This is a genomic window from Xanthomonas phaseoli pv. dieffenbachiae, from assembly GCF_008639345.1.
Taxonomy (GTDB): Bacteria; Pseudomonadota; Gammaproteobacteria; order Xanthomonadales; family Xanthomonadaceae; genus Xanthomonas; species Xanthomonas phaseoli.
The window spans coordinates 4,480,160-4,501,596 of the sequence record NZ_CP041380.1; the positions used below are offsets into that span (position 1 = coordinate 4,480,160).

Consider the following 21,437-nt stretch of genomic DNA (forward strand, 5'->3'; position numbering starts at 1 on the left):
CCGCGGCTGACCCGCAAATTTCAAGCGTAGCGCGCCGGTCCTGTTGCGGCGTACGCAAGCCATAGCATCAGAAGGTTTGAATGCTCTTGCATGGGAGCGACGTGCCGTATTGCATCCGATGCAGGCGGCACGTCGACATCCCCGATCCAGCGGGCGCTGGTGCCTCTCTCAGGCTAACGACCGGCCATGGAACCGGACCGCCCGCTCCGGATCCTGCTGTGCGCAGGCGACTGCTTGGCCGAAGCGAGCGCTCCTATCCATGCACAACTGAAATGGCGCGCCGTCCCAGCGTGCTCGCGCTCAGCGCGTTTCGCGCAACCAGCGTGCCACTTGCGGGGCGAAATACGTCAACACGCCATCGGCACCGGCACGCTTGAAGGCCATCAACGCCTCGAGCACGCACTTGCGCTCATCCAGCCAGCCATTGGCCGCGGCCGCCTTGAGCATCGCGTACTCGCCGCTGACCTGATACGCAAAGGTCGGCACGCGGAATTGGTCCTTCACCCGGCGCACCACATCCAGATACGGCATGCCCGGCTTGACCATCACCATGTCCGCGCCTTCTTCCAGATCCAGCGCAATCTCGCGCAAGGCTTCATCGCCGTTGGCCGGGTCCATCTGGTAGGTGGTCTTGTCGGCCTTGCCCAGATTGCCGGCGCTGCCCACCGCATCGCGGAACGGGCCGTAGAACGCCGAAGCGTACTTGGCCGAGTACGCCATGATCCGCACGTTGAGATGATCGTCGGCATCGAGCGCGCGGCGGATCGCACCGATGCGGCCATCCATCATGTCCGAAGGCGAAATGATGTCTACGCCGGCCTGCGCATGCGACAACGATTGCTTGACCAGGGCCTGGACCGTGATCTCGTTGAGCACATAACCCTTGGCGTCGATGATGCCGTCCTGGCCGTGGGTGGTGTACGGGTCCAGCGCCACGTCGGTCATGACGCCCAGCTCCGGAAAGCGCGACTTCAACGCCCGCACCGCGCGCTGCGCCAGGCCGTCCGGGTTCCAGGCCTCGGCCGCGTCCAGGCTTTTGCCGGCCGGGTCGATCACCGGGAACAGGTCGATCACCGGGATGCCCAGTTCCAACGCGTTTTCCGCCTCGCGCAGCAACTCGTCCAGCGACAGGCGTTCCACGCCCGGCATCGAGGCAATCGGCGCGCGGCCAGGCAATTCGTGCACGAACACCGGCCAGATCAGGTCGTCGGTGGTCAGCGTGTTTTCGCGCATCAACCGACGCGAAAACGCATCGTGGCGCATGCGGCGGGGGCGATAGTGCGGGTGGGCCATGGCAAGGCTCCTAGAGACAGCGCATCAGTTTACGCCCGCCGTCACGCGCAGGACGCGCTGCGACGCAGTGTCGCAGCGCTGCAACGGCGCGGATTCTGCGTGCGTGCGCCGAAGGCAAACGCACGCAGCGCACCGAACGCTGCCGACACAGGCGCTGCTCGACTCGCGCACGCGACACGCGCACGCACGCATACGCATCGCCGCCTTGTCGAGAGCCTCTTAGATAATCCCGCCGCCCAGGGTCAGGCGCATCACCCCGACCACGATCACCAAGCCGTTGAGCACCAGGCCGGTCTTGGCACGGCCGCGGTTGCCTGCCGAGGTGAACAACAGCGCGATGGCGGCGATCAGCGCGCCCACCGCCGCGAACGGAATCAGGAACCAGTTGCCCCACCCCAGCAGCGGGATGAAGGCCAACACCATCCAGAGCAACGCCACGATGCCCCACAACAGGCTGATCAATCCCACGTGCCACCTCGTCTTGAAGAAAGCACGAGCTTACCGGCGCGGCCGTCCCCGCGCCGTGGGCGGGTGGTCATCATGACCAATGGCGGTTTGGCGGCAGCCTCACGCCGGCATGGCTAGGGTGCGCCAAAGTCCGGCGCGATTCAGTCCAGGCGCCGGATCATCGCTGTCACTACCCGGCTGTCATTACCCAGCTTTCATTACCCAAGGGGTCCCACCATGCGCAAGCAGTCGCTGATCAGGAACGTCGCCATCGCAGCGGCTACCGCCGCCTTGCTGGCCGGCTGCGCCAGCAGCTCCAAGGTGATGCTGGGCCAGGCGCGCGCGCCGATCGACCCGGCGCAGGTGCAGGTGTATTCCAACGCACCGGTCGGCTCGGTGGAAATCGCCCAGCTCGAATCGACCAGCGCCGCCGGCTTCGGCACCCAGGGCCAGACCGACGCCGCCGTGCAACGCCTCAAGCGCGAAGCCGCCAAGCTCGGCGCCAACGGCGTGGTCATCGTCGGCGTGGGCTCCGAACGCTCCGGCGGCGGCCTGTCGGTCGGCGGTGGCAGCTACGGCGGCCGCGTCGGCGGCGGCCTAGGGATCGGCATCCCCACCACCCAGAAGCGCGCAGCAGGTGTGGCGATCTGGGTACCTGCGGGGGCGAGGGATACACCTACAAGAGAACCGTGAGCGTCGCTTCAAGGCAGCAACCCACCGAAGATCCCTCGCATGCGATGCCTTTAAAGACCGAGCGTCAGGGCCGCCTCTCCCAACAAGGCGCCTGCCGAAAATCTGAAGGCATTCATCAAACGAAGACGCATTAAAAATATGGAAATGCGGCCTGCTCTGTGGCACCTTACGGCAGACCTGCGTTTAACCGCACACAAGGAAGATGGCCGTGGCAGGCACTCGAATGAACAACTTCAGCGCTGACAGCAGCGCCAGCGCGGGCGTCTATGGCTGCATCGGCCTTACGACGCCCGCTCCCAGGCAAGCCGCCGACAGGACCCATCGGCGCACCCCTGTGTCTTTTTTTCCGTATCAAGCCAATTCAGTGAGACTTGCCATGACTGACCATGTCCGTCGTTCGCGCGCGCCGTTTTCACGCCTTGCAGCAGGCCTGCTCCTCGCGGTAGGGCTGTGTGCCGGGCATGCAAATGCACAGGTGATTACCCACGACCCGATGACGTTGGAAAGCATTATTGCTGAATACGGAAAGGAATTTGAACGTTGGAAGGAAACGTTATCGCAGTACCAGAAAGAATACGCGCACTACCAGCAACAGCTGATCAAGCTGCAGAGCCTCAACTTGGGCACTACAAATCTGGAAGACAATTTCAACGAACGTGATCCCAACTACGGGGTGGCGGAAGCATGCTCAGGCTCAGGTGGCGGCTTGGGAAGCATCATGACGAGCATCAAAAGCATATTGCCCAATATGGATGGCAACTTGGTAACTGAGCAGACCAAGATCTGTCAGTTGATGGTGATGACTGAAAACGCCCGCTACAACGAGTCTGTCCGCATGCTCAAACGATTGATTCAGCGCAACAAGGATTTCGAGCAAAAGATTCAGTCACAGCGTAATAGCGTAGGGACCAGCCAGGGCGCGCTTGCCGCGAATGACAATGAGGTCTCACGCTTCATGGCGCAGAACTCGATGGATCTCGATTACTGGCAGGCAAAACTGAAGGCCTATGACTATTACGAGGCTTCCCTGAAGAGCGACCAGCGCAAGCTCACCAAGCGCGCCCTGGATGGCAATAAGGGGGGCGGCATTCCGTTGGTCACCCAGCTGGTACAGGCTGCTGCGTTGAAGGCGGCATTATCAGTCGATTGAGTGCACTTATACATTTTGCCATGCACGGCAGGCGTTTTATTAGGATCAAATCGGGGCGGATATGGACAGCGTTTTTCAGGGTGCATTGAGTTGGCTTACGCCGATGGCCGATGTAGGCATCGGCGACTATGTCTTTTTCAAGCTGATCAATGACTACCTCAATAAGGAAATCGACACGTTCGGCATGGAACTCATCGGCCGTGCCATGACGTGGGTGAGCGTGATCGCCATGATTTTGGTCACGCTGTGGGTAATGATCGTTGGCTATCGGCTAGCGACCGGACAATCGCGCAACTCTGCGATGGAGACCATGGGTAAGGCCGCGAAGATCGTCTTTATCCTGAGTATCGCCACCGCAGTGGGAAGCAACGGCGCGATGCTGCACAAGACGATGACGCAGAACCTGGACAAGGAGATCCACGAACTGTTCACCGGCGAAAGCGGTACGTCAGCAGCCGATGCAATCGATGAAAATCTGGGCTACACGCAGCTTGCAATGGCCGCCGTAGATGTGGTGAACATCGACTCCGATGATCCGGAGGCGCTTCAAAAGAAGAGCAACGCCATGCTGCTTGCCGGATTCGGCACAGCAAGTCCCGCGATGGCGGCAGGCGCCATGCTGCTGCTGTTCAAGTTCACGATGGCTTTCCTGGTCGGTGTCGGCCCGATTTTCATCCTGGCATTGATGTTTGATGCCACCAAGGATCTGTTCAAGAAATGGCTGTTCTATGTGATCGGCACCTTGTTCTCGATGTCCATGCTCTCGGTGGTCTCGGCCATCGTGCTCAAGCTCGCCACCAAGGTCGCCATCGCGCTCTGGGTTGCCAAAGGCATCACCGGGCTGATGGGTAACAATACCGAAGGCCTGAGCTCGCAAGCCTTGCAGCAGGGCGGTATCGGCTTGCTGCTGACCACCCTCATCATCACCATGCCTACCGTTGCCGCAGCGCTATGGCAAGGCAGCATGGGAACCTTCATGGCGTACTCGGCATTTGGTAGCGCTGGTGCTAGCAGTGCTTCTCCTGGGCCACAGGGACAACCGCCTGGGTCTTATATGCCAGCCCGCACTGACGACGGGGCGAGATCTACTCCAGAATCTCGACCTGCAGACCTGAGTGCTGGTCGAGTTTCAGGATCTTCTGCTAGTAATGCTGCCACGGCTGCAGCTGGCTCACGCGGTTTAGCAAATTCAGGCACAGATAATCGAATAGCCTAAGAAGTAAATAGAGGCGACACCATGTTAAGACTATTATGCGTTGTGTTCCTAGCAATCCCTTTTTCCGCATCGGCGGAACAAGGCTGCCCACCCGGACAATATCCAATTGGCGGGCAGGGCGCAGTCGCGTGTGCTCCTATACCTCAATCTACACAACAGCCGCAGCCGCGCCCAACAGGAAAATGGATTAAAACCTGGGGCGCTATTGCGCTAGGAACTATTGATGGAGTTCCGAATTACGGCGCGCCAACGGGATTACCTAATGAAGCTTCTGCGAAGAAAGAAGCTCTCGCAAGATGCGCAAAGTTAGGCGCAGACAACTGCCATGTTGTCACAACTTATCGCAACCAATGTACAGCAATAGGCGAACCTCAACGCGATGGACGGCCAGATCCGGATGGATATGTTCAGTTCGCACGACAACCAGGCAAGGAAAACGCGATTAAAGAAGCTTTAGAAAGTTGCGAAAGAAGAAATCCCACGATGCAATGCAAAGTTATTTACTCCGCATGTTCAGAACCCATATTTCAGGAGTTTTGAAGGCTGAATTAATTTGGCAGCGTAAAATCTATCCGAAGGCGTTAGCAGGCTGCTGAAATACTTCGAATGGGCCTTGGCAACTGCTCGAAGAAGGTTCAACAACGGTACTCCTGCGCGCGATATGCAGCTTTCTGTACATCTGTCGGAGGCTCAGAATTGGCAGAGAAGCTGCCCTTCTCCAGTCGGCAGGTCGAAATCGTAGTTCACCAGCCTGCTAGGCGGTACACGCGATCTCGTGCGTGACTACACCTATAAGGCACGCCTTGAAGAAATCTAAGTAAAATTCGCGCTGAGCAATCAGCGAGTGGATTCGAGATGACCCTGAGGCAACAAGCAGCGTCGCTCCGATTGGCTTTAGTCGTGGCGCTGAGCGAGCGCTAGGCTCCGCATGCTTTATCCACGAGCGAGGCATCTAGGACCGGGAAGATATGGTAATCAAGCGCGCAGCTAATGGCCTGATCGAGCATACCCAGGCCAAAACAGCGTACCCTCTATTGCTCGATGCGCACAGGCAGCGAAAGCATCTCCAATGAACCCCAAGATTATCGGCCGTTTCGCTTTCCTCCTCATGCCCTTTCTCCTTGCAGGATGCAAACCGATGACTACCCCGTCCTCAAAAGCTGATGCGACGACCAGCGATCCGACTTACCGGAAGAACCCGCATCCGACGCAAGCGTACCGGCTCACGATGACAATCGAGGATGCGCCCGGGCCGTTCGAGTGGATCTCGGGTACGGCGTTCTACCAGATGACCAACCACAAGCAATGCACGCCAATTGAGCCCATTGCCGGCGTGTGGAACAAGTCTGATGAAGACGGCATCCCCATCCACTTTGAGAGGATAAATGCATCCACGTATGTTGGCACAATCTATGCCGATGGCATGGTAGATGCGGACTATTATGGCAAGGGAACGTGTTCTTTTGAGTTAGACGGGGTTGGGATCTCCCTGAAAGCGACCGAAAGGCATGAAGACACCCGCTTTCAGCCGGCCCTATTTAAGAACGAGATTTACAGCCAAGCTCCAAAGGTCACTTACTTTTGGAAGGGACGTTACCCAAAGGAAGATGTCGACAACTTCCCTGATAGCGGCAGATCAAGAATCGACCAATTCAATGAGAATGCCCGCAATGAAGTCTTTAAAGTCACCCTGACTACTGAAAAGGTGACCCCTTGAGCCTTAAGAGCCAGCAATATGCAGCTCTCTCTGATGATGTTTATCAGGAGCCGCGAGAGACAGGCCCGGTTAGTCGACCTGTAAATATTGGCGGCATTACTTATAAGCGCCTTGAGTATGTAGACAGCCCTTCAGGCTATCAAGGTATGGTCTATCAGCGGATCGACACCAACGAGATCATCGTCGCCCATCGCGGCACCGAGACTGAGCGTGAGCTTAAACAGGATGGTGTCTACACCGATGGCGGCATGGTCGCAGCACGTCACAATCGTCAGGCCGCTGAAGCAATTGAGTTGACCAAGCATGCGTTGGTCTACGCGCAAAAAATCGGCAAGGACGGCGAAGTCCCCGACGTCACCGTCACAGGCCACTCGCTTGGCGGCGACTTGGCCCAGGTGACCGCACACCACTTCGGCCTCAAAGGCGAGACCTTCAACGCCTATGGCGCGGTAAGCCTGGACCGGCGCATTTCCGAAGGCGGTCACGATGTCATCAACCATGTGATGGCTGGCGATGCGGTCAGCGCCGCCAGCAAGCACTATGGCCAGGTCAAGATCTACGCCACGCCACAAGAAGTCGCCACATTGCAGAAAGCCGGGTATGCCAACGACCGCAGTGTGCTGGATGACCGCAACCCTCTGGTCGCTGTGGAGTTGGGCGACTCGCATCGCATGCATAACTTTCTGCCCGTTGACGGCAATGGCAAACCAGATCGCTCGGTGCTGGAAGATCCCAGGTCGCAACAGCTGGCGCAGCAATACGCACCGATGATCGACAAGTACCGCGATGATGTAGCGTTGATGCGCGGCGGCCTGACCCTGGCATCGCGCAGCGCCCAATCGATGAACTTGCCCGATGCCATCAACCACCTACGTGGCACGCTGGCCCCTGGTGCCGGCGCGGCGGAGATGGCGGCCGAGCGCTGGAAGGAAACGCAACAGCGCATGGCGCGCGAAGACAAGCCGGTCTATGTGGCGCCTGGTTGGAAGCTGCCGCTGGGCAATACTCCAGAGCGCTGCGTAGATCCCGGTGCGGCGGCCATGTCCAACGATCCGTTGTACCGCTCCATCCACAGCAAGTTACCCGAAGGTACCTCCGATGCCGTGGCCATGCATGCCACCGTCGAGGCCAAACGCGCTGGTATCGTCGACGTCAACCAGCTGCGCAGCGTGACCGTGCACGACGGCAGTGCCTGGATCGTCGGCAACACCCCGGGTTTCCGCACCAAGGTGGATCTGGCGGCGGAGGCACCATCGTTGCAGGAGAGCCAGCAGCAATTGCGCACGCTGGATGCGCAACGGGCGCAGCCGGAGATGACCGCACAGACACCGACGCGTGTGATATAGGACGATGACGCGGCTGATCGACAACGACGATGTCAGCAATACGCTCCAGGACTTTGACCTGGCGCTATGGGCCTTGCCATGACGTGGGTGAGCGTGATCGCCATGATTTTGGTCACGCTGTGGGTAATGATCGTTGGCTATCGGCTAGCAACCGGACAATCGCGCAACTCTGCGATGGAGACCATGGGTAAGGCCGCGAAGATCGTCTTTATCCTAAGTATCGCCACCGCAGTGGGAAGCAACGGCGCGATGCTGCACAAGACGATGACGCAGAACCTGGACAAGGAGATCCACGAACTGTTTACCGGCGAAAGCGGTACGTCAGCAGCCGATGCAATCGATGAAAATCTGGGCTACACGCAGCTCGCAATGGCCGCCGTAGATGTGGTGAACATCGACTCCGATGATCCGGAGGCGCTTCAAAAGAAGAGCAACGCCATGCTGCTTGCCGGATTCGGCACAGCAAGTCCCGCGATGGCGGCAGGCGCCATGCTGCTGCTGTTCAAGTTCACGATGGCTTTCCTGGTCGGTGTCGGCCCGATTTTCATCCTGGCATTGATGTTTGATGCCACCAAGGATCTGTTCAAGAAGTGGCTGTTCTATGTGATCGGCACCTTGTTCTCGATGTCCATGCTCTCGGTGGTCTCGGCCATCGTGCTCAAGCTCGCCACCAAGGTCGCCATCGCGCTCTGGGTTGCCAAAGGCATCACTGGGCTGATGGGTAACAATACCGAAGGCCTGAGCTCGCAAGCCTTGCAGCAGGGCGGTATCGGCTTGCTGCTGACCACCCTCATCATCACCATGCCTACCGTTGCGGCAGCGCTATGGCAAGGAAGCATGGGAACCTTCATGGCGTACTCGGCATTTGGTAGCGCTGGTGCGAGTAGTGCGTCCCCTGGTCCTCAGGGCCAGCCGCCTGGGTCTTATATGCCGCAGCGATCAGGTAGTGATCAATCTCGACCTGATACAAAGCAGACACAGGACGTGGCCCCAGCCACGCAGCGAGTATCGGGAGCCCAGCAATCCATCAATCAACCACAGGCACCGGGATCCAGAGGTATTGCATCTAGAGGTAATGATCAAATCATTTAGTAATAGTGAGTAGAGAATGAAGCTTAATTTTCTTTTTGTTTTGGTTCTAATCTGCACCTCGGATATCGCGCTGGCCGAGGGCGGTTGTCCGCCCGGGCAATACCCCATCGGAGGACAGGGAGCTGTTTCATGCGCCCCTATGCCCACTGAGAACTCTCAGCCAAAAGCTCGTCCCATCGGAAAATGGATCAAAACCTGGGGCGCAATTGCAAGCGGATCAGTTGATGGAATTGTTAACTATGGAGTTTCCACTGGAAAAATATCTAAATATGAGGCTGAAAAGTCTGCGCTAGCGGAATGCTCATCGCATGGCGAGCAAAACTGCAAAATCAAACTCACTTACAGAAATCAATGTGCTGCAGTCGCAACGCCACAAATAAATGGAAGTCCCGCCATCGGAACAGTCAATTTTGTCGGCAGAGAGAATATATTGATGGCTGAAAGCGATGCCCTTTCCGCTTGCAAAAAAGATAACCCGCGAGCTCAGTGCGATATAATTTATAAGAACTGCACCCAACAGATTTTCCAGCAATTCTAGATTATTCAAAAGATGGGCTGCAAAAATCACAGCTCAATGGTCAATGATGTGGAGGCCTGAGCTAGCAAGCCATACAATAAGGTGGCATCGGGATCGAATCCGGCAGGGTTGTTCGGGCGGCCCTTTGAATCCATGCTGTTTCTGCGGGTTCGCGTCGCCACACTAGTGCGATTTCGGAATTAGCGAATCACCCCAATTAGGGCCAAAACTGCGTATCCTCTTATTACGCAATACGCAGAGGCAGCGAAAGCGAAAGCATTTCCAATGAACTCCAAGACTATCGGTCGTTTCGCTTTCCTCCTCATGTCCTTTCTCTTTGCAGGATGCAACCCCGTGGCTACTCCATCCTCAAACGCCCAAGCGACGACCAGCGATCCGATTTACCAGAAGAACCCTCATCCGACGCATGCTTATCGCATCATCATGACCATCAAGGATGCGCCCGGGTCATTTGGTGCTGTAGCTGGCACTGCGTTCTACGACATGACCAACCGCGATGACTGCGCGCCTTTCGATGCTGCACTGGGTATGTCAACAAAGCCCAAGGAAGAAGCGATTGAAGTTGACTTCAAAAAAACCAATGAAACCACTTACGTGGCAACGATCTATGCAGATGGCATGATCGACGCCGATTACTATGGGAAAGGGGTCTGCCATTGGAAATTCGGCGGCGTGGGAGTTTCCCTAAAAGCAACTGGCAAGAGTGAAGAGACAGAGTTTCTGCCAAGTTTAAGTGCCACACATCTGGCAACACTGACTCCGGAAACCACATACTTTTGGAAATCCCGCTACCCGAAGTCTGAGCTGGCCGCTTTCCCTGATGTGGGGCAGTCGACAGCTGAAGAATTCAATGAGAATGCCCGAAGCAACTTGTTCAAGGTGACATTAACTGCTGAAAAGGATAGCCCATGAGCCTGACTAGCCAGCAATATGCAGCGCTTTCGCGCGATGTCTACGACGAACCAGAAAGGATAAGACTAAGAAGCCCCAGGGTTGATATCGGTGGAGTTTTTTATCAGCGCCTCAAATATGTGGACAGCCCTTCCGGCTATCAAGGCATCATCTATCAACGCGTTGACACCCAAGAGATCGTCGTTGCCCATCGTGGCACAGAGACCGAACGACAACTAAAGGAAGATGGCTTCTATACGGACGGCGGCATGGTGGCATCGCGTCACAACAATCAAGCCGCCGAAGCGATCGAGTTGACCAAATATGCCTTGAATTATGCGCACGAATTAGGCAAGGGCGGAAAAGTACCCGAAGTCACCGTCACAGGCCACTCGCTTGGCGGCGACTTGGCCCAGGTGACCGCACACCACTTCGGCCTCAAAGGCGAGACCTTCAACGCCTATGGCGCGGTAAGCCTGGACCGGCGCATTTCCGAAGGCGGTCACGATGTCATCAACCATGTGATGGCTGGCGATGCGGTCAGCGCCGCCAGCAAGCACTATGGCCAGGTCAAGATCTACGCCACGCCACAAGAAGTCGCCACATTGCAGAAAGCCGGGTATGCCAACGACCGCAGTGTGCTGGATGACCGCAACCCTCTGGTCGCTGTGGAGTTGGGCGACTCGCATCGCATGCATAACTTTCTGCCCGTTGACGGCAATGGCAAACCAGATCGCTCGGTGCTGGAAGATCCCAGGTCGCAACAGCTGGCGCAGCAATACGCACCGATGATCGACAAGTACCGCGATGATGTAGCGTTGATGCGCGGCGGCCTGACCCTGGCATCGCGCAGCGCCCAATCGATGAACTTGCCCGATGCCATCAACCACCTACGTGGCACGCTGGCCCCTGGTGCCGGCGCGGCGGAGATGGCGGCCGAGCGCTGGAAGGAAACGCAACAGCGCATGGCGCGCGAAGATAAGCCGGTCTATGTGGCGCCTGGTTGGAAGCTGCCGCTGGGCAATACCCCAGAGCGCTGCGTAGATCCGGGCGCGGCGGCCATGTCCAATGATCCGTTGTACCGCCCCATCCATAGCAAGTTACCCGAAGGTACCTCCGATGCGATGGCCATGCATGCCACCGTCGAGGCCCAACGCGCTGGTATCGTCGACGTCAACCAGCTGCGCAGCGTGACCGTGCACGACGGCAATGCCTGGATCGTCGGCAATACGCCCGGTTTCCGCACCAAAGTGGATCTGGCGGCGGAGGCACCGCCGTTGCAAGAGAGCCAGCAACAGTTGCATGCGCTGGATGCGCAACCGGAGATGATCGCACAGACACCGACGCGTGTGATGTAGGACGATGACGCGGCTGATCGACAACGACGATGTCAGCCATACCTTACCGCCTGCCCATGGCTGGTGAGTTGCACACGAGAGTTAGCTACGTACGTTCCCAATACAGCCCGGAACCAGATCGCGCGTTTCAGCGCGCGATCTGGTCAGGTGGTTGTCTGCCAGAAGGTGGCACCTTGAGCAGCGAGTACCGTAATTACTTCTGTTGCGCAGGAATGAACTGCGTCTCCACCGCCTTGGCCAGCTGGTCCGGTGGCAGCAGGCCCTGGTCGAGCAGGAAGTTGTTGAAGGCCAGGCGGTCGAACTTCTTGCCCAGGGCCAGTTCGGTGCGCATGCGCAGTTCGAGGATGCGGGTGTAGCCGTAGAAATAGCTGCCGGCCTGGCCGGGGGCGCGGACGGTGTAGCGGTCCAGTTCCTGACGGGTCATGGCCGGCGACAGGCCGACGTCGTCTTCCAGTACCTGGCGCGCGCGTTCGCGGTCGATCAGGCCCAGGTTGAGCATCGGGTCGAGCATGGCGCGGGCGGCGCGCAGCAGGCGGAACTGCAGGGCGATGAGCTGGCCGTCGAGCGGTTCGTACGGCACCATCTCCGCTTCGGCATACAGCGCCCAGCCTTCGACGTTGACCGAGTTGAAGGCAAACATGCTGCGCGCCAGCGACACGCCGCGTTCGACCATGGCGGTGAACTGCAGTTCGTGGCCGGGGCGGCCTTCGTGGGCGCTGAGCGTCCAGGCGGCCGAGCCGAAGTTGAAGTCGTCGTACTGCTCTTTCTTGGCGCCATCGGCGGTCGGGTTGCCCAGCGGCAACACGAACTGGCCCTGCTGGCCGGTATTGCCGATCAGCGGGGCCGGCAGGAAATGCGGGGCCGGTTGCGCCGCGCTTTCGGCGGCGCTGCCCAGGCGCATCTGCATCGGGCGGTTGGGCACATCGACGATGCGCTGCTGGCGGATGATCGGGTCGATCTGATCGATCACGCCGCGGTAGTGGGTTTCCAGCTGGTCGTCGGCGATCTTGTTGCCCTTGAGCGCGCGGATCACCTGCACATAATCGCCGCCCTGCACGCCCTTGGCCACCAGCGGCGCCAGCTGGCGCATGGCCGAGCGGGTCTCCATGAACTCCAGTTGCGCGCGCTGGATCAGCTGCTGCGGGGCGATGTCGATGCCGACCTGCTTGAGCTGAAACGCGTAGAGCGGCTCGGGCAGACGGGTGTCCTTGCGCGCCTTGGGCAGCACGGTGCTGCGCGTCCAGGTGGCGTAGTCCTTCAGTTGCGTGGACATGGCCTTGAGCGCCTCGTCGGCGCCGGCGATCTTGTACTTGGCGAACAGCTCGCCGATCCCGGCGACGTAGGTGTCCACATTGGCCAGCGCCTGCTCCACTTCGCGCTGGGTGGGCTGCAGCAACGCGGTGTTGCCCAGCTTTTCCTCGTAGCGCTGGCGCGCCAGCGTGGTGGTGGGCGTGCTTCCCGGCACCAGGCCGACGTAGCGCTTGAGGCGATCCAGCGCCTTGGCGCGGCGCTCGGGCACGGTCTGGTCGGAGAGCAGCCCGTTGAGGCCACTGAAGACCACCTCGGGAGCGTCGCTCCAGGGCAACAGATAGCGCTCGTTGAGCTCGCTGCCTTCGATGTTCTGCTCGGCCGCACCGATCATGATCTGCAGGTCTTGGCGCACGTTGGCATCGCGCTCGGTGGCCAGCTTGGCTTGCAGCGTGGCGCGCGCCTTGCGCATGGCATCGCGATAACGCGCGGCGTTGTCCGGACCCAGGTCGACGACCTGATCGTCGTAGCCGGGCACGCCGAAGAAGCTGGCGTATTCGGGCTGGAACGGCGCCTGCGCGTTGAGCAGGATCTGCGCATAGCCGTTGCTGGTCTGTACCCAGGCCGGGCTGGCGGGTTGTGTCGGCGCAGTCTTGCCAGTCTGTGCCTGCAACGGCAACGAGGAACCGAGCGCCAGCGCAACGGCGAGAACGAGTGGCTTCATGAGGCAGATCCGCGAATTGAGTAGCGCGACCCTACCCATCTGCAACGGCCGCGGCAATCTGCCTTAGGTCATGGCAGGTAGGGCTGCGGTGGCGATGCCATGGCCGGCAACACATCGATCGGGCCTCATCAATGCCGGCGAAGGTCAGCGTCTGATAAGTCCAACGGCCATGCCTGCGCGCGGCCCCCACCTGCACGCGGCCCTTGCCGCGCGGGCCGGGCAGCCCGACGCTGAAATGCACCTCGCCGGTGGGACCGGAATAACGAATGCCGCCGTTGATCAAGACGTCTTCGTTGATTGGCGTGCCCAGCCGTTGCACGACCTGTGCATCGGTCCTGGCGATCTGCAGCGCGTCGCGATACACGTCGCTGGATTTCAACGCTGCAGTGATCACGCAGAGCACACCATCCATCGGCAGCGCCAGGCGCACAAGCAGCGTCACACCGATGCCAGGCACGGCCCGCGTCAGTGCCGGTTAGCACGCAGGCGTTGCGGTGCTGCTTGGGGAAGCGGTGGTGGCCCGGACATGGCACGCCTTATGCGAACGCTGGGAACGCGGGTGATCGGTACGGCGCATCGTTAACGACGCACAGCAGCTGACAACGACTGCACAGCCGCCAGGTAGGCGCGGTAATACTCGAAATTACCGCAGTACGGGTACGCTTCAGTTGCTGTGCGCTGTCCTCGCCCAGTTGGCCACTGCTGGCTACGCTTGCTAAGCCATTCTCAGTCCTGCGCCGGCATCAGGCAGCGCTGCAAGAACGCTTCGGCAGTCTTGTAACGATGCAGCGCCGTTGCACCCGACAACCCATGCTTCGCACCGGGATACGTCATCAATTCGAACGGGGTGCCGCGTTGCTGCAGCGCGCTCATCAGCGCGGTCGAATTGGTGAACAGCACGTTGTCGTCGGCCATGCCGTGGATCAGCAGCAGCTTGGCGCGCAGGCCATCCAGATGCGTGGCGATGCGTGCGTCGCGGTAGCCTGCGGCGTTGCGCGCCGGCAGGTCCATGTAACGCTCGGTGTAATGCGTGTCGTACAGGCCCCAATCGGTAACCGGTGCGCCGGCCACGCCACAGGCATAGGCGTCGCTTTGCTTGGCCAGCAGCATCAGGGTCATGTAGCCGCCGTTGGACCAGCCCTGCACGCCGATGCGCTTGGCATCCACCCAAGGCTGTTGCTTGAGCCAGGCCACGCCTTGCAACTGGTCGTCCACTTCCACCGTGCCCTGCCTGCCGTACAGCGCGCCACCGAACGCACGTCCGCGCCGCGGAGTGCCGCGGTTGTCCAGCGAAAACACCACGTACCCGCGCTGGGCCAGGTACTGGTCGAACAAGGCATCGCCGCGGCTGGGCCAGGCATCGAGCACGGTCTGCGCCGCCGGGCCACCGTACACGTAAACGATGACCGGGTGACGCTTGGCCGGATCGAAGTGCTCCGGCGTGGTCAGCCGGTAATGCAGCGATGTCTTGCCGTCGGCGGCGGTGAGCGTGCCGAATGCGATCGGGCGCTGCGCATCGCGGTAGGTGGCGTAAGGATGCTGCGGATCGCTCAGGTCGTTCTTCAGCAGCGTGGCGATCTTTTCGCCACTGGCGCGGAACAACTCGATCTGCGGCGGCGTGGTGGTGTTGGACCAGGTATCGACGTACACGCTGGCGTTGCTTGCGAAACTGGCCGCGTGCGTGCCGTTGGTGTTGGAGCGCTTTTCGATCGCGCCACCGGCCAGGGGGACGGCGTAAATATGGGTTTGGGTAGGCCCGTCCTTACTCGCGGCGAAATACACCGTGCCGGCCTGTTCGTCGACGGCGAGCAAGGCATCGACCACCCAGTTGCCGGAGGTCAAGGGCGTCAACGTGCGGCCGTCTTCGGATGCGAGATACAGATGCTCGTAGCCGCTGCGCTCGGAGTTCCAGAGAAAGCGGCCATCCTTGAGGAACCGCAGGTCGTTGCTGAGCGGCACCCAGCTGGGCGAGGTTTCGGTGATGAGCGCGCGCTGCGCGCCACTGCCCAGCGTGGTTTCGATCAACTCAAGGGTTTTCTGGTCGCGCGACTGCCGCTGGAAGGTCAGGCGCTGTGCATCGCGCCAGTCCACGCGCGCCAGATAGATGTCCGGGTTCTTGCCCAGGTCGATCCAGCGCGGGGTCGCCTTGGCGCGCGGTGCGATCACGCCCAGTTGCACCGCGACATTCGGCTGACCGGCCTGCGGATAGCGCTGGCTGATCACCTCGGTATGGTCGGCATACACTTCCGGGCGCTTTTGCACGGGCACCTGTGATTCGTCGATGCGCGCAAAGGCGATCGCCGAGTCGTCCGGCGCCCACCAATAGCCGGTGTGACGGTCCATTTCTTCATCGGCAACGAATTCGGCCACGCCATTGCCGATGGTCTCGCTACCATCGTGGGTCAGCTGCAGCGCGTTGCCGTTGGCCAACTCGATGACCCACACGTTGCGTTCGCGCACGAAGCTGACGAAACCGCCCTTGGGCGAGAGCTTGGCGTCGGTGGCAAAGCCTTCCCCGTGGGTGAGCTTGCGTACCGCGGCCGCGCCGGTCTTGCGCAGGTCGTACAGGTACAACTCGCCACCTAGCGGGAACAGCAGCGCTTGCGCATCCGGTGCCCATTGGTAATCGACGATGCCGGTGAATGCGGCGATGCGCTGACGTTCACGACGTGCTTTTTCGACATCGCTCAAGACCTCGGTGCCGGGCAACACGATTTTTGAATCGACCAACAGGCGCGTCTGGCCGCTGGCAATGTCGTATTCCCACAGATCCAGCTGATTGCGATCGCTGTCCTTGCCGCGCAGGAAGGTCACGCGCGAGCCGTCCGGCGCCACCTTGGGCTTCATCAACGTGGGACCGGAAAGCGGCAACGGGCCGGTGATGGCCTCCAGGGTGAGTTTTTCGGCGTGGGCCATGGGAATGGTGCTGAGCATGAGGGCAAGGGTGACCAACAGGGCGCGCATCGATGATCCTGTCTGACGATTGCGCACAGGATGCGGGGGCGTGCGCTATTTGAGAAGTGCAGCGGTCTTGTGTGTGGCAATTGAAAGACGGTGCGCACGATGCTGCGTTGTATCGCGGATGTTGTCGTGCACAGGCCAGCGTGGGTGCCGATAGACGTTTACGCGCGCTGCGGATCGACCATCGCGGGTTTGAGGTGGATCCGGTGATGGGTGAGTGCGGATTTGATGCGAGATCCGTACCCTCACCCCAACCCCTCTCCCGAGGGCAGAGGGGCTCTCGCTGGCTTTTTCTGCCGGGAGAAAGTGGCGCGTTGCGCCGGATGCGGGCGGGCGCCGCCTGTGTTGTGCGATTGAACCGCTGCGTAGTGCGGTGTCTGACTGCGTGACTGCATGAAGCGATGCAATGCAGTGCGACCACCTGCGCAGCAGACCCTGGCGCAGCCCCGACAGCACCGCGCTTCAGCACTCCGCTTCCGCACGCAGCCTCCGCCCCTGCCCAAGCCCTACGCCTCAGCGCTTGCCGAACAGGTGCTTGCGCTCTTCATCGCTGAGCGGCTTGCCGGCATTGGGATTGACCTGCTCCTTGAGCGCATAGGCGCGCTGGGTGGCCGGGCGGGCGGCGATGGCGTCGTGCCAGCGCTTGAGATGCGGAAAGGCGGCGTAGTCCGGCTTGAGGTCGCCATACACTTCGATCCACGGATAGCTGGCCATGTCGGCGATGCCGTAGTCATCTCCCGCCAGGAAGGCGTGGTCGGCCAGGCGCTTGTCGAGCACGCCATGCAGGCGACGCACCTCGGCGTTGTAGCGCTCGATCGCGTAAGCAATCTTTTCCGGTGCGTAGACGTTGAAGTGACCCATCTGGCCGCTCATCGGGCCCAGCCCGCCCATCTGCCAGAACAGCCATTCCAGTGCAGCGATCCGGCCGCGGGCATCGCGCGGCAGGAAGCGGCCGGTCTTCTCGGCCAGATACAGCAGGATCGCGCCGGACTCGAACACGCTCTGCGCACCGCCGCCATCGGCCGGTGCATGGTCGACGATGGCCGGCATCTTGTTGTTGGGCGAAATCTGCAGGAATGCAGGTTCGAATTGCTCGCCCTTGCCGATGTCCACCGGCTTGAGGGCGTACTGCAGCCCGGCCTCTTCCAGAAACAGCGTGACTTTGTGCCCGTTGGGCGTAGGCCAGTAATACAGATCGATCATTGTGCGCTCCAGTCGAAGGTGGGGTCGTTGCGGCAGACCGAACTCAAGGCAACTGCCTGGCATGCACGCATCCGGCCGGCGACGCATTCGCCGCTGACCAACCCGCTTGCCAGGCGCGCATCCGAGGCGTGTGCCCGCGATATCGGTGCCATCGCCTATCGAGATACGTTGCCATCCAAGCGCGATGGTAAGGCCAAGCGTTTGCATCCGGCTGCATGACACGCCTCGCTCGGTGGAACGATGTGTGACGCGACAGGGTCGCGGCCGATGCTGCAGTGCAAATTGACTTTGTTAAGGCCGCAATAACAAATGCTCGATTGTTCCATTGACCTTTGCCTGTCCCGCCTGGGGCCGGCCTTATCTTCTGTTTGGGGAAGCAACTACCGTGAGAGAGACTCGCACCCTGCCGCGCACGCGGCGCTTGACGTCTGCCCTGCTGTTCGCCTTGTCGACTCCGCTGGCCGCGCAGACCGCGCCGGCGCCGCAGTCGGCATCCACTGTCCCGGGTTCCAGTCAGGCCGATCCCGCCACCCTCGATACCGTCCAGGTCAGCGGTATTCGCGGCAGCCTTACCTCGTCGATGAACGTCAAACGCGATGCGCAAGGCATCGTCGACGGCATCGTGGCCGAAGACATCGGCAAGTTCCCCGATACCAACCTGGCCGAATCGTTGCAGCGCATCAGCGGTGTGTCGATCGACCGCTCGCTGGGCGAAGGCTCGCGCGTCACCGTGCGTGGCGTCGGCCCGGACTTCAACCTGGTGCTGTTGAACGGCCGCCAGATGCCGGGCGCCAGCATCGAAGAATCCAATGCTTCCAACTCGCGCGCGTTCGACTTCGCCAACCTGGCGTCCGAGTCGATCTCCGGCATCGAGGTGTTCAAGACCAGCCGTGCCAGCACGCCTACCGGCGGTATCGGCGCGACCATCAACATCAAGACCGCCCGGCCGCTGGATAACCCCGGCATGCATGCCAACGTGGGCCTCAAGGGTGTGCATGATTCTTCCAACGAGAATCTGCCCGGCCGCTTGCAGGGCGATTCGCTGACGCCGGAAATTTCCGGCATTTTCAGCAACACCTCGGCCGACGGGCGCTTCGGCGTGTCGCTGAGCGGCAGCTACCAGGAACGCGACTTCGGCTACAGCCAGGTCGGCGTGCCCAATGGCTGGCGCGCATTCCGTGGCGATTCCACCGCCTACGGCACCATTCCGCAGCCCGGTGCACCGGGTTCGGAAAACATCGTCAACCGCCCCGGGCCGAACGATATCTATTCGGTGCCGCAGAACCTCAACTACCGCGTGGTCGGCGTCGAACGCCAGCGCACCAACGGCCAGTTGGTGCTGCAGTACAAGCCGCTGGACAACATCACCACCACGCTGGATTACACCTACTCGGAAAACGAGATCCAGCAGCAGCGCAACGAGATGTCGGTGTGGTTCAACTACGGACCGTCCGCCAGCTCCTGGACCAAGGGACCGGTCGCAGGCCCGATTACCTATTCGGAAATCGTCAATCCGCCCACCAGCGATCTGGCCACCGCCGGCTCCAATGCGGCCACGCGCAACCAGAACAAGTCGCTGGGTTTCAACGTGGATTGGGCGGTGAACGACCAGTTCAAGCTCAACTTCGACATCCACCGCTCCACTGCCGAAGCCGGCGCGGACAGCCCGTACGGGTCGAGCAACTCGCTGGGCGTGTCCGGTTTCTACCGCGGCACCTCGGTGGTGGATTTCAGCAAGGATTTCCCGGTGCTGCAGCAGCAGCTGGGCTTCGGGCTCAATGGCCTGGATCCGTCGCGCACGCTGGTCACCGGCTCGGCGTTCCGCAATAGCTACATGAAGTCGGAAATCGATCAGGCGCAGGTCAACGGCGACTTCACCTTCGAAAACTATTCGCAGTTGAAGTTCGGCATCGGCAGCACCGAGGTCAAGAACCGCTCGGCGTTTTCCAATGTGCAGCGCGACACCTGGGGCGGCAACGGCACGGCAGCCGACTATCCGGACGACCTGTGGATTCCCAGCTCGTTTGCGCAGTACTTCGATGCGATCGACGGCAGCGGCAATCCGGCACAGTTCAACCAGCTGTTCCTGTTCGACTTCGAGCGCGCGCGCCAGGCCGCTGCGCAAGCCGCTGGCGATGAGTCGCTGTACCGTATCTCGCCGGTGTTCACCACCGACCGCCGCGTGACCGAAAAATCCAAGAACGCCTACCTGCAGTGGGGCAATAGCTGGGACGATCTGCGCGTGCCGATCAGCCTGGCCGCCGGCGTGCGTTACGAGGAAACCAAGGTGGAAGCGCGGGCGCTGGTACCGGTGGCCGTGGGCATCGACTGGGTCGCCAACAACGAGCTGCCGATCCGGCTGGCCGACTCGGCGTTCTCCGGTGGCAGCGGCAAGTACGAATACTGGCTGCCCAGCCTGGACCTGAGCTTCAAGCTACGCGAAGACCTGGTACTGCGCGGCAGCTATGGCGAAACCATCGGCCGACCCGGCTGGGGCGACATCCAGGGCGGGCAGACGCTCAACCAGATCGGCCGCATCGAAGGCGGCTCCGGCCAGGAAGGCAATCCCGGCCTCAAGCCATTGCTGTCGCACAACATCGACCTGTCGCTGGAGTGGTACTACGGCGACGCGAGCTACGCCTCGGTGGGCTTCTTCCGCAAGAACATCGACAACTATGTCGGCGTCACCACCCGCAACGACACCTCGCTCGGCCTGCACACGCCGGTGGGCGGCGCCTACTGGAACCAGGCGCTGGCCAATGGCTGCGCCACTGCCGACCTGACCTGCATCCGCAACTACATCTTCCGCAACTTCGCCGGCCAGCCGGGCGTGGTCCGCGGAACCGACGACACCAATGGCAATGCCACCGGTACGATCAGCGGTCAGCCGGGCGACCCGGTCGCCAACTTCTCCATCACCGCGCCGGCCAACCAGCGTTCGGCCTCGCTGGATGGTTGGGAATTCAACGTGCAGCACATGTTCGGCCAGAGCGGTTTCGGCGTGTCGGCCAACTACACCAAGGTCGATTCCGGGCTGACCTACAACAACTACGTGATCGGCGAGCAGTTCGCGCTGGAAGGGTTGAGCGATTCGGCCAACCTGGTCGGTTTCTACGACAAGGGACAATGGCAGGTGCGTGCGGCCTACAACTGGCGCGACGAGTTCCTGGCCGCGCGTTTTGACGGCAGTGGCCTGCCCAACCCGGTCTACACCGAAGCCTATGGTCAGCTGGATCTGAGCATCGGCTACCAGTGGACCGATAACCTGTCGCTGAGCCTGGAAGCGATCAACCTCACCAACGAAATACAGCGCCAGCACGGCCGGCAGAAGAACGAGATCATCTATGCCACCCAGACCGGCCCGCGCTACATGCTGGGGCTGCGCTACAAGTTCTGGTGATGCCGCTGTGGCGATGCAGGACTGACTGCATCGCCACAGCAAGCCGCACGTTCCCCGGCAGCTTGACCGCCGGGGAACGTACACGGCCGTTGCACACTCCCGAGGACGTGAAGGCATCCGGGGCTTGCCGTGCAATGGCGATTCGTTGAAGCATGGGCCA

Annotated in this window: 17 protein-coding genes and 1 pseudogene; 12 read left to right on the plus strand and 6 right to left on the minus strand. The window is 60.6% G+C overall.

Annotated features, from left to right (window positions below; genetic code table 11):
• Positions 1 to 300 precede the first annotated feature (300 nt).
• Positions 301 to 1,293: a porphobilinogen synthase gene (gene hemB, locus FLG15_RS20010; RefSeq protein ID WP_017156264.1), complete on the minus strand. Its 993-nt coding sequence runs from the start codon at positions 1,291 to 1,293 to the stop codon at positions 301 to 303.
• A 219-nt stretch (positions 1,294 to 1,512) separates the two neighbouring features.
• Positions 1,513 to 1,755: a hypothetical protein gene (locus FLG15_RS20015; RefSeq protein ID WP_017156266.1), complete on the minus strand. Its 243-nt coding sequence runs from the start codon at positions 1,753 to 1,755 to the stop codon at positions 1,513 to 1,515.
• Positions 1,756 to 1,977: 222 nt separating this feature from the next.
• Between FLG15_RS20015 and FLG15_RS20020 the strand changes: the two genes are divergently transcribed.
• The 10 genes and pseudogenes from FLG15_RS20020 to FLG15_RS20065 all read left to right on the plus strand — a co-directional run bounded on the left by FLG15_RS20020 (position 1,978) and on the right by FLG15_RS20065 (position 11,741).
• The gene (locus tag FLG15_RS20020; RefSeq protein ID WP_057678892.1) at positions 1,978 to 2,433 is read left to right on the plus strand and encodes a hypothetical protein; all 456 of its coding nucleotides are present in this window, start codon (positions 1,978 to 1,980) and stop codon (positions 2,431 to 2,433) included.
• Positions 2,434 to 2,656: 223 nt separating this feature from the next.
• Positions 2,657 to 3,583 carry a hypothetical protein gene (locus tag FLG15_RS20025; RefSeq protein ID WP_335338814.1) on the plus strand — a complete coding sequence of 309 codons (927 nt, stop codon included), beginning with the start codon at positions 2,657 to 2,659 and terminating at the stop codon, positions 3,581 to 3,583.
• Between the two features lie 61 nt (positions 3,584 to 3,644).
• The gene (locus FLG15_RS20030) at positions 3,645 to 4,799 is read left to right on the plus strand and encodes a TrbL/VirB6 family protein (RefSeq protein ID WP_057687003.1); all 1,155 of its coding nucleotides are present in this window, start codon (positions 3,645 to 3,647) and stop codon (positions 4,797 to 4,799) included.
• Positions 4,800 to 4,820: 21 nt separating this feature from the next.
• Complete coding sequence (locus FLG15_RS20035; protein WP_081022852.1) at positions 4,821 to 5,339, plus strand: DUF4189 domain-containing protein; 519 nt, start codon at positions 4,821 to 4,823, stop codon at positions 5,337 to 5,339.
• Between the two features lie 529 nt (positions 5,340 to 5,868).
• A complete protein-coding gene (locus FLG15_RS20040) occupies positions 5,869 to 6,516 on the plus strand; it encodes a hypothetical protein (protein ID WP_057678742.1) in 648 nt (215 codons plus the stop codon).
• A complete protein-coding gene (locus FLG15_RS20045; RefSeq protein ID WP_150147182.1) occupies positions 6,513 to 7,862 on the plus strand; it encodes a Tle-like phospholipase domain-containing protein in 1,350 nt (449 codons plus the stop codon). The genes FLG15_RS20040 and FLG15_RS20045 overlap by 4 nt, the downstream gene beginning before the upstream one ends.
• A gap of 4 nt (positions 7,863 to 7,866) precedes the next feature.
• Positions 7,867 to 8,954: pseudogene (locus tag FLG15_RS20050) on the plus strand (TrbL/VirB6 family protein).
• A 16-nt stretch (positions 8,955 to 8,970) separates the two neighbouring features.
• The gene (locus tag FLG15_RS20055; protein WP_081023185.1) at positions 8,971 to 9,492 is read left to right on the plus strand and encodes a DUF4189 domain-containing protein; all 522 of its coding nucleotides are present in this window, start codon (positions 8,971 to 8,973) and stop codon (positions 9,490 to 9,492) included.
• 333 nt (positions 9,493 to 9,825) lie between these two features.
• Positions 9,826 to 10,404 carry a hypothetical protein gene (locus FLG15_RS20060; protein ID WP_057679937.1) on the plus strand — a complete coding sequence of 193 codons (579 nt, stop codon included), beginning with the start codon at positions 9,826 to 9,828 and terminating at the stop codon, positions 10,402 to 10,404.
• The gene (locus FLG15_RS20065; protein WP_150147185.1) at positions 10,401 to 11,741 is read left to right on the plus strand and encodes a Tle-like phospholipase domain-containing protein; all 1,341 of its coding nucleotides are present in this window, start codon (positions 10,401 to 10,403) and stop codon (positions 11,739 to 11,741) included. The genes FLG15_RS20060 and FLG15_RS20065 overlap by 4 nt, the downstream gene beginning before the upstream one ends.
• Positions 11,742 to 11,934: 193 nt before the next feature.
• On the opposite strand, the gene FLG15_RS20070 is transcribed toward FLG15_RS20065, so the two are convergent.
• From FLG15_RS20070 to FLG15_RS20085, 4 genes are all read right to left on the minus strand, one after another.
• Positions 11,935 to 13,713: a DUF885 domain-containing protein gene (locus tag FLG15_RS20070; RefSeq protein ID WP_057687154.1), complete on the minus strand. Its 1,779-nt coding sequence runs from the start codon at positions 13,711 to 13,713 to the stop codon at positions 11,935 to 11,937.
• 31 nt (positions 13,714 to 13,744) lie between these two features.
• A complete protein-coding gene (locus tag FLG15_RS20075) occupies positions 13,745 to 14,155 on the minus strand; it encodes a cytochrome c oxidase assembly factor Coa1 family protein (RefSeq protein ID WP_237377058.1) in 411 nt (136 codons plus the stop codon).
• 284 nt (positions 14,156 to 14,439) lie between these two features.
• Positions 14,440 to 16,677 carry a S9 family peptidase gene (locus FLG15_RS20080; protein ID WP_057687155.1) on the minus strand — a complete coding sequence of 746 codons (2,238 nt, stop codon included), beginning with the start codon at positions 16,675 to 16,677 and terminating at the stop codon, positions 14,440 to 14,442.
• 510 nt (positions 16,678 to 17,187) lie between these two features.
• Positions 17,188 to 17,877 carry a glutathione binding-like protein gene (locus FLG15_RS20085; protein ID WP_017158728.1) on the minus strand — a complete coding sequence of 230 codons (690 nt, stop codon included), beginning with the start codon at positions 17,875 to 17,877 and terminating at the stop codon, positions 17,188 to 17,190.
• A 27-nt stretch (positions 17,878 to 17,904) separates the two neighbouring features.
• On the opposite strand from FLG15_RS20085, the gene FLG15_RS20090 reads away from it, so the two are divergent.
• Together FLG15_RS20090 and FLG15_RS20095 are read left to right on the plus strand one after the other, a co-directional pair.
• Positions 17,905 to 18,096, plus strand: a complete 192-nt coding sequence (locus FLG15_RS20090; RefSeq protein ID WP_057677603.1) for a hypothetical protein — start codon at positions 17,905 to 17,907, stop codon at positions 18,094 to 18,096.
• 166 nt (positions 18,097 to 18,262) lie between these two features.
• On the plus strand, positions 18,263 to 21,277 hold the full coding sequence (locus tag FLG15_RS20095) for a TonB-dependent receptor (protein WP_150147187.1): 3,015 nt from the start codon (positions 18,263 to 18,265) through the stop codon (positions 21,275 to 21,277).
• Positions 21,278 to 21,437: the final 160 nt, after the last annotated feature.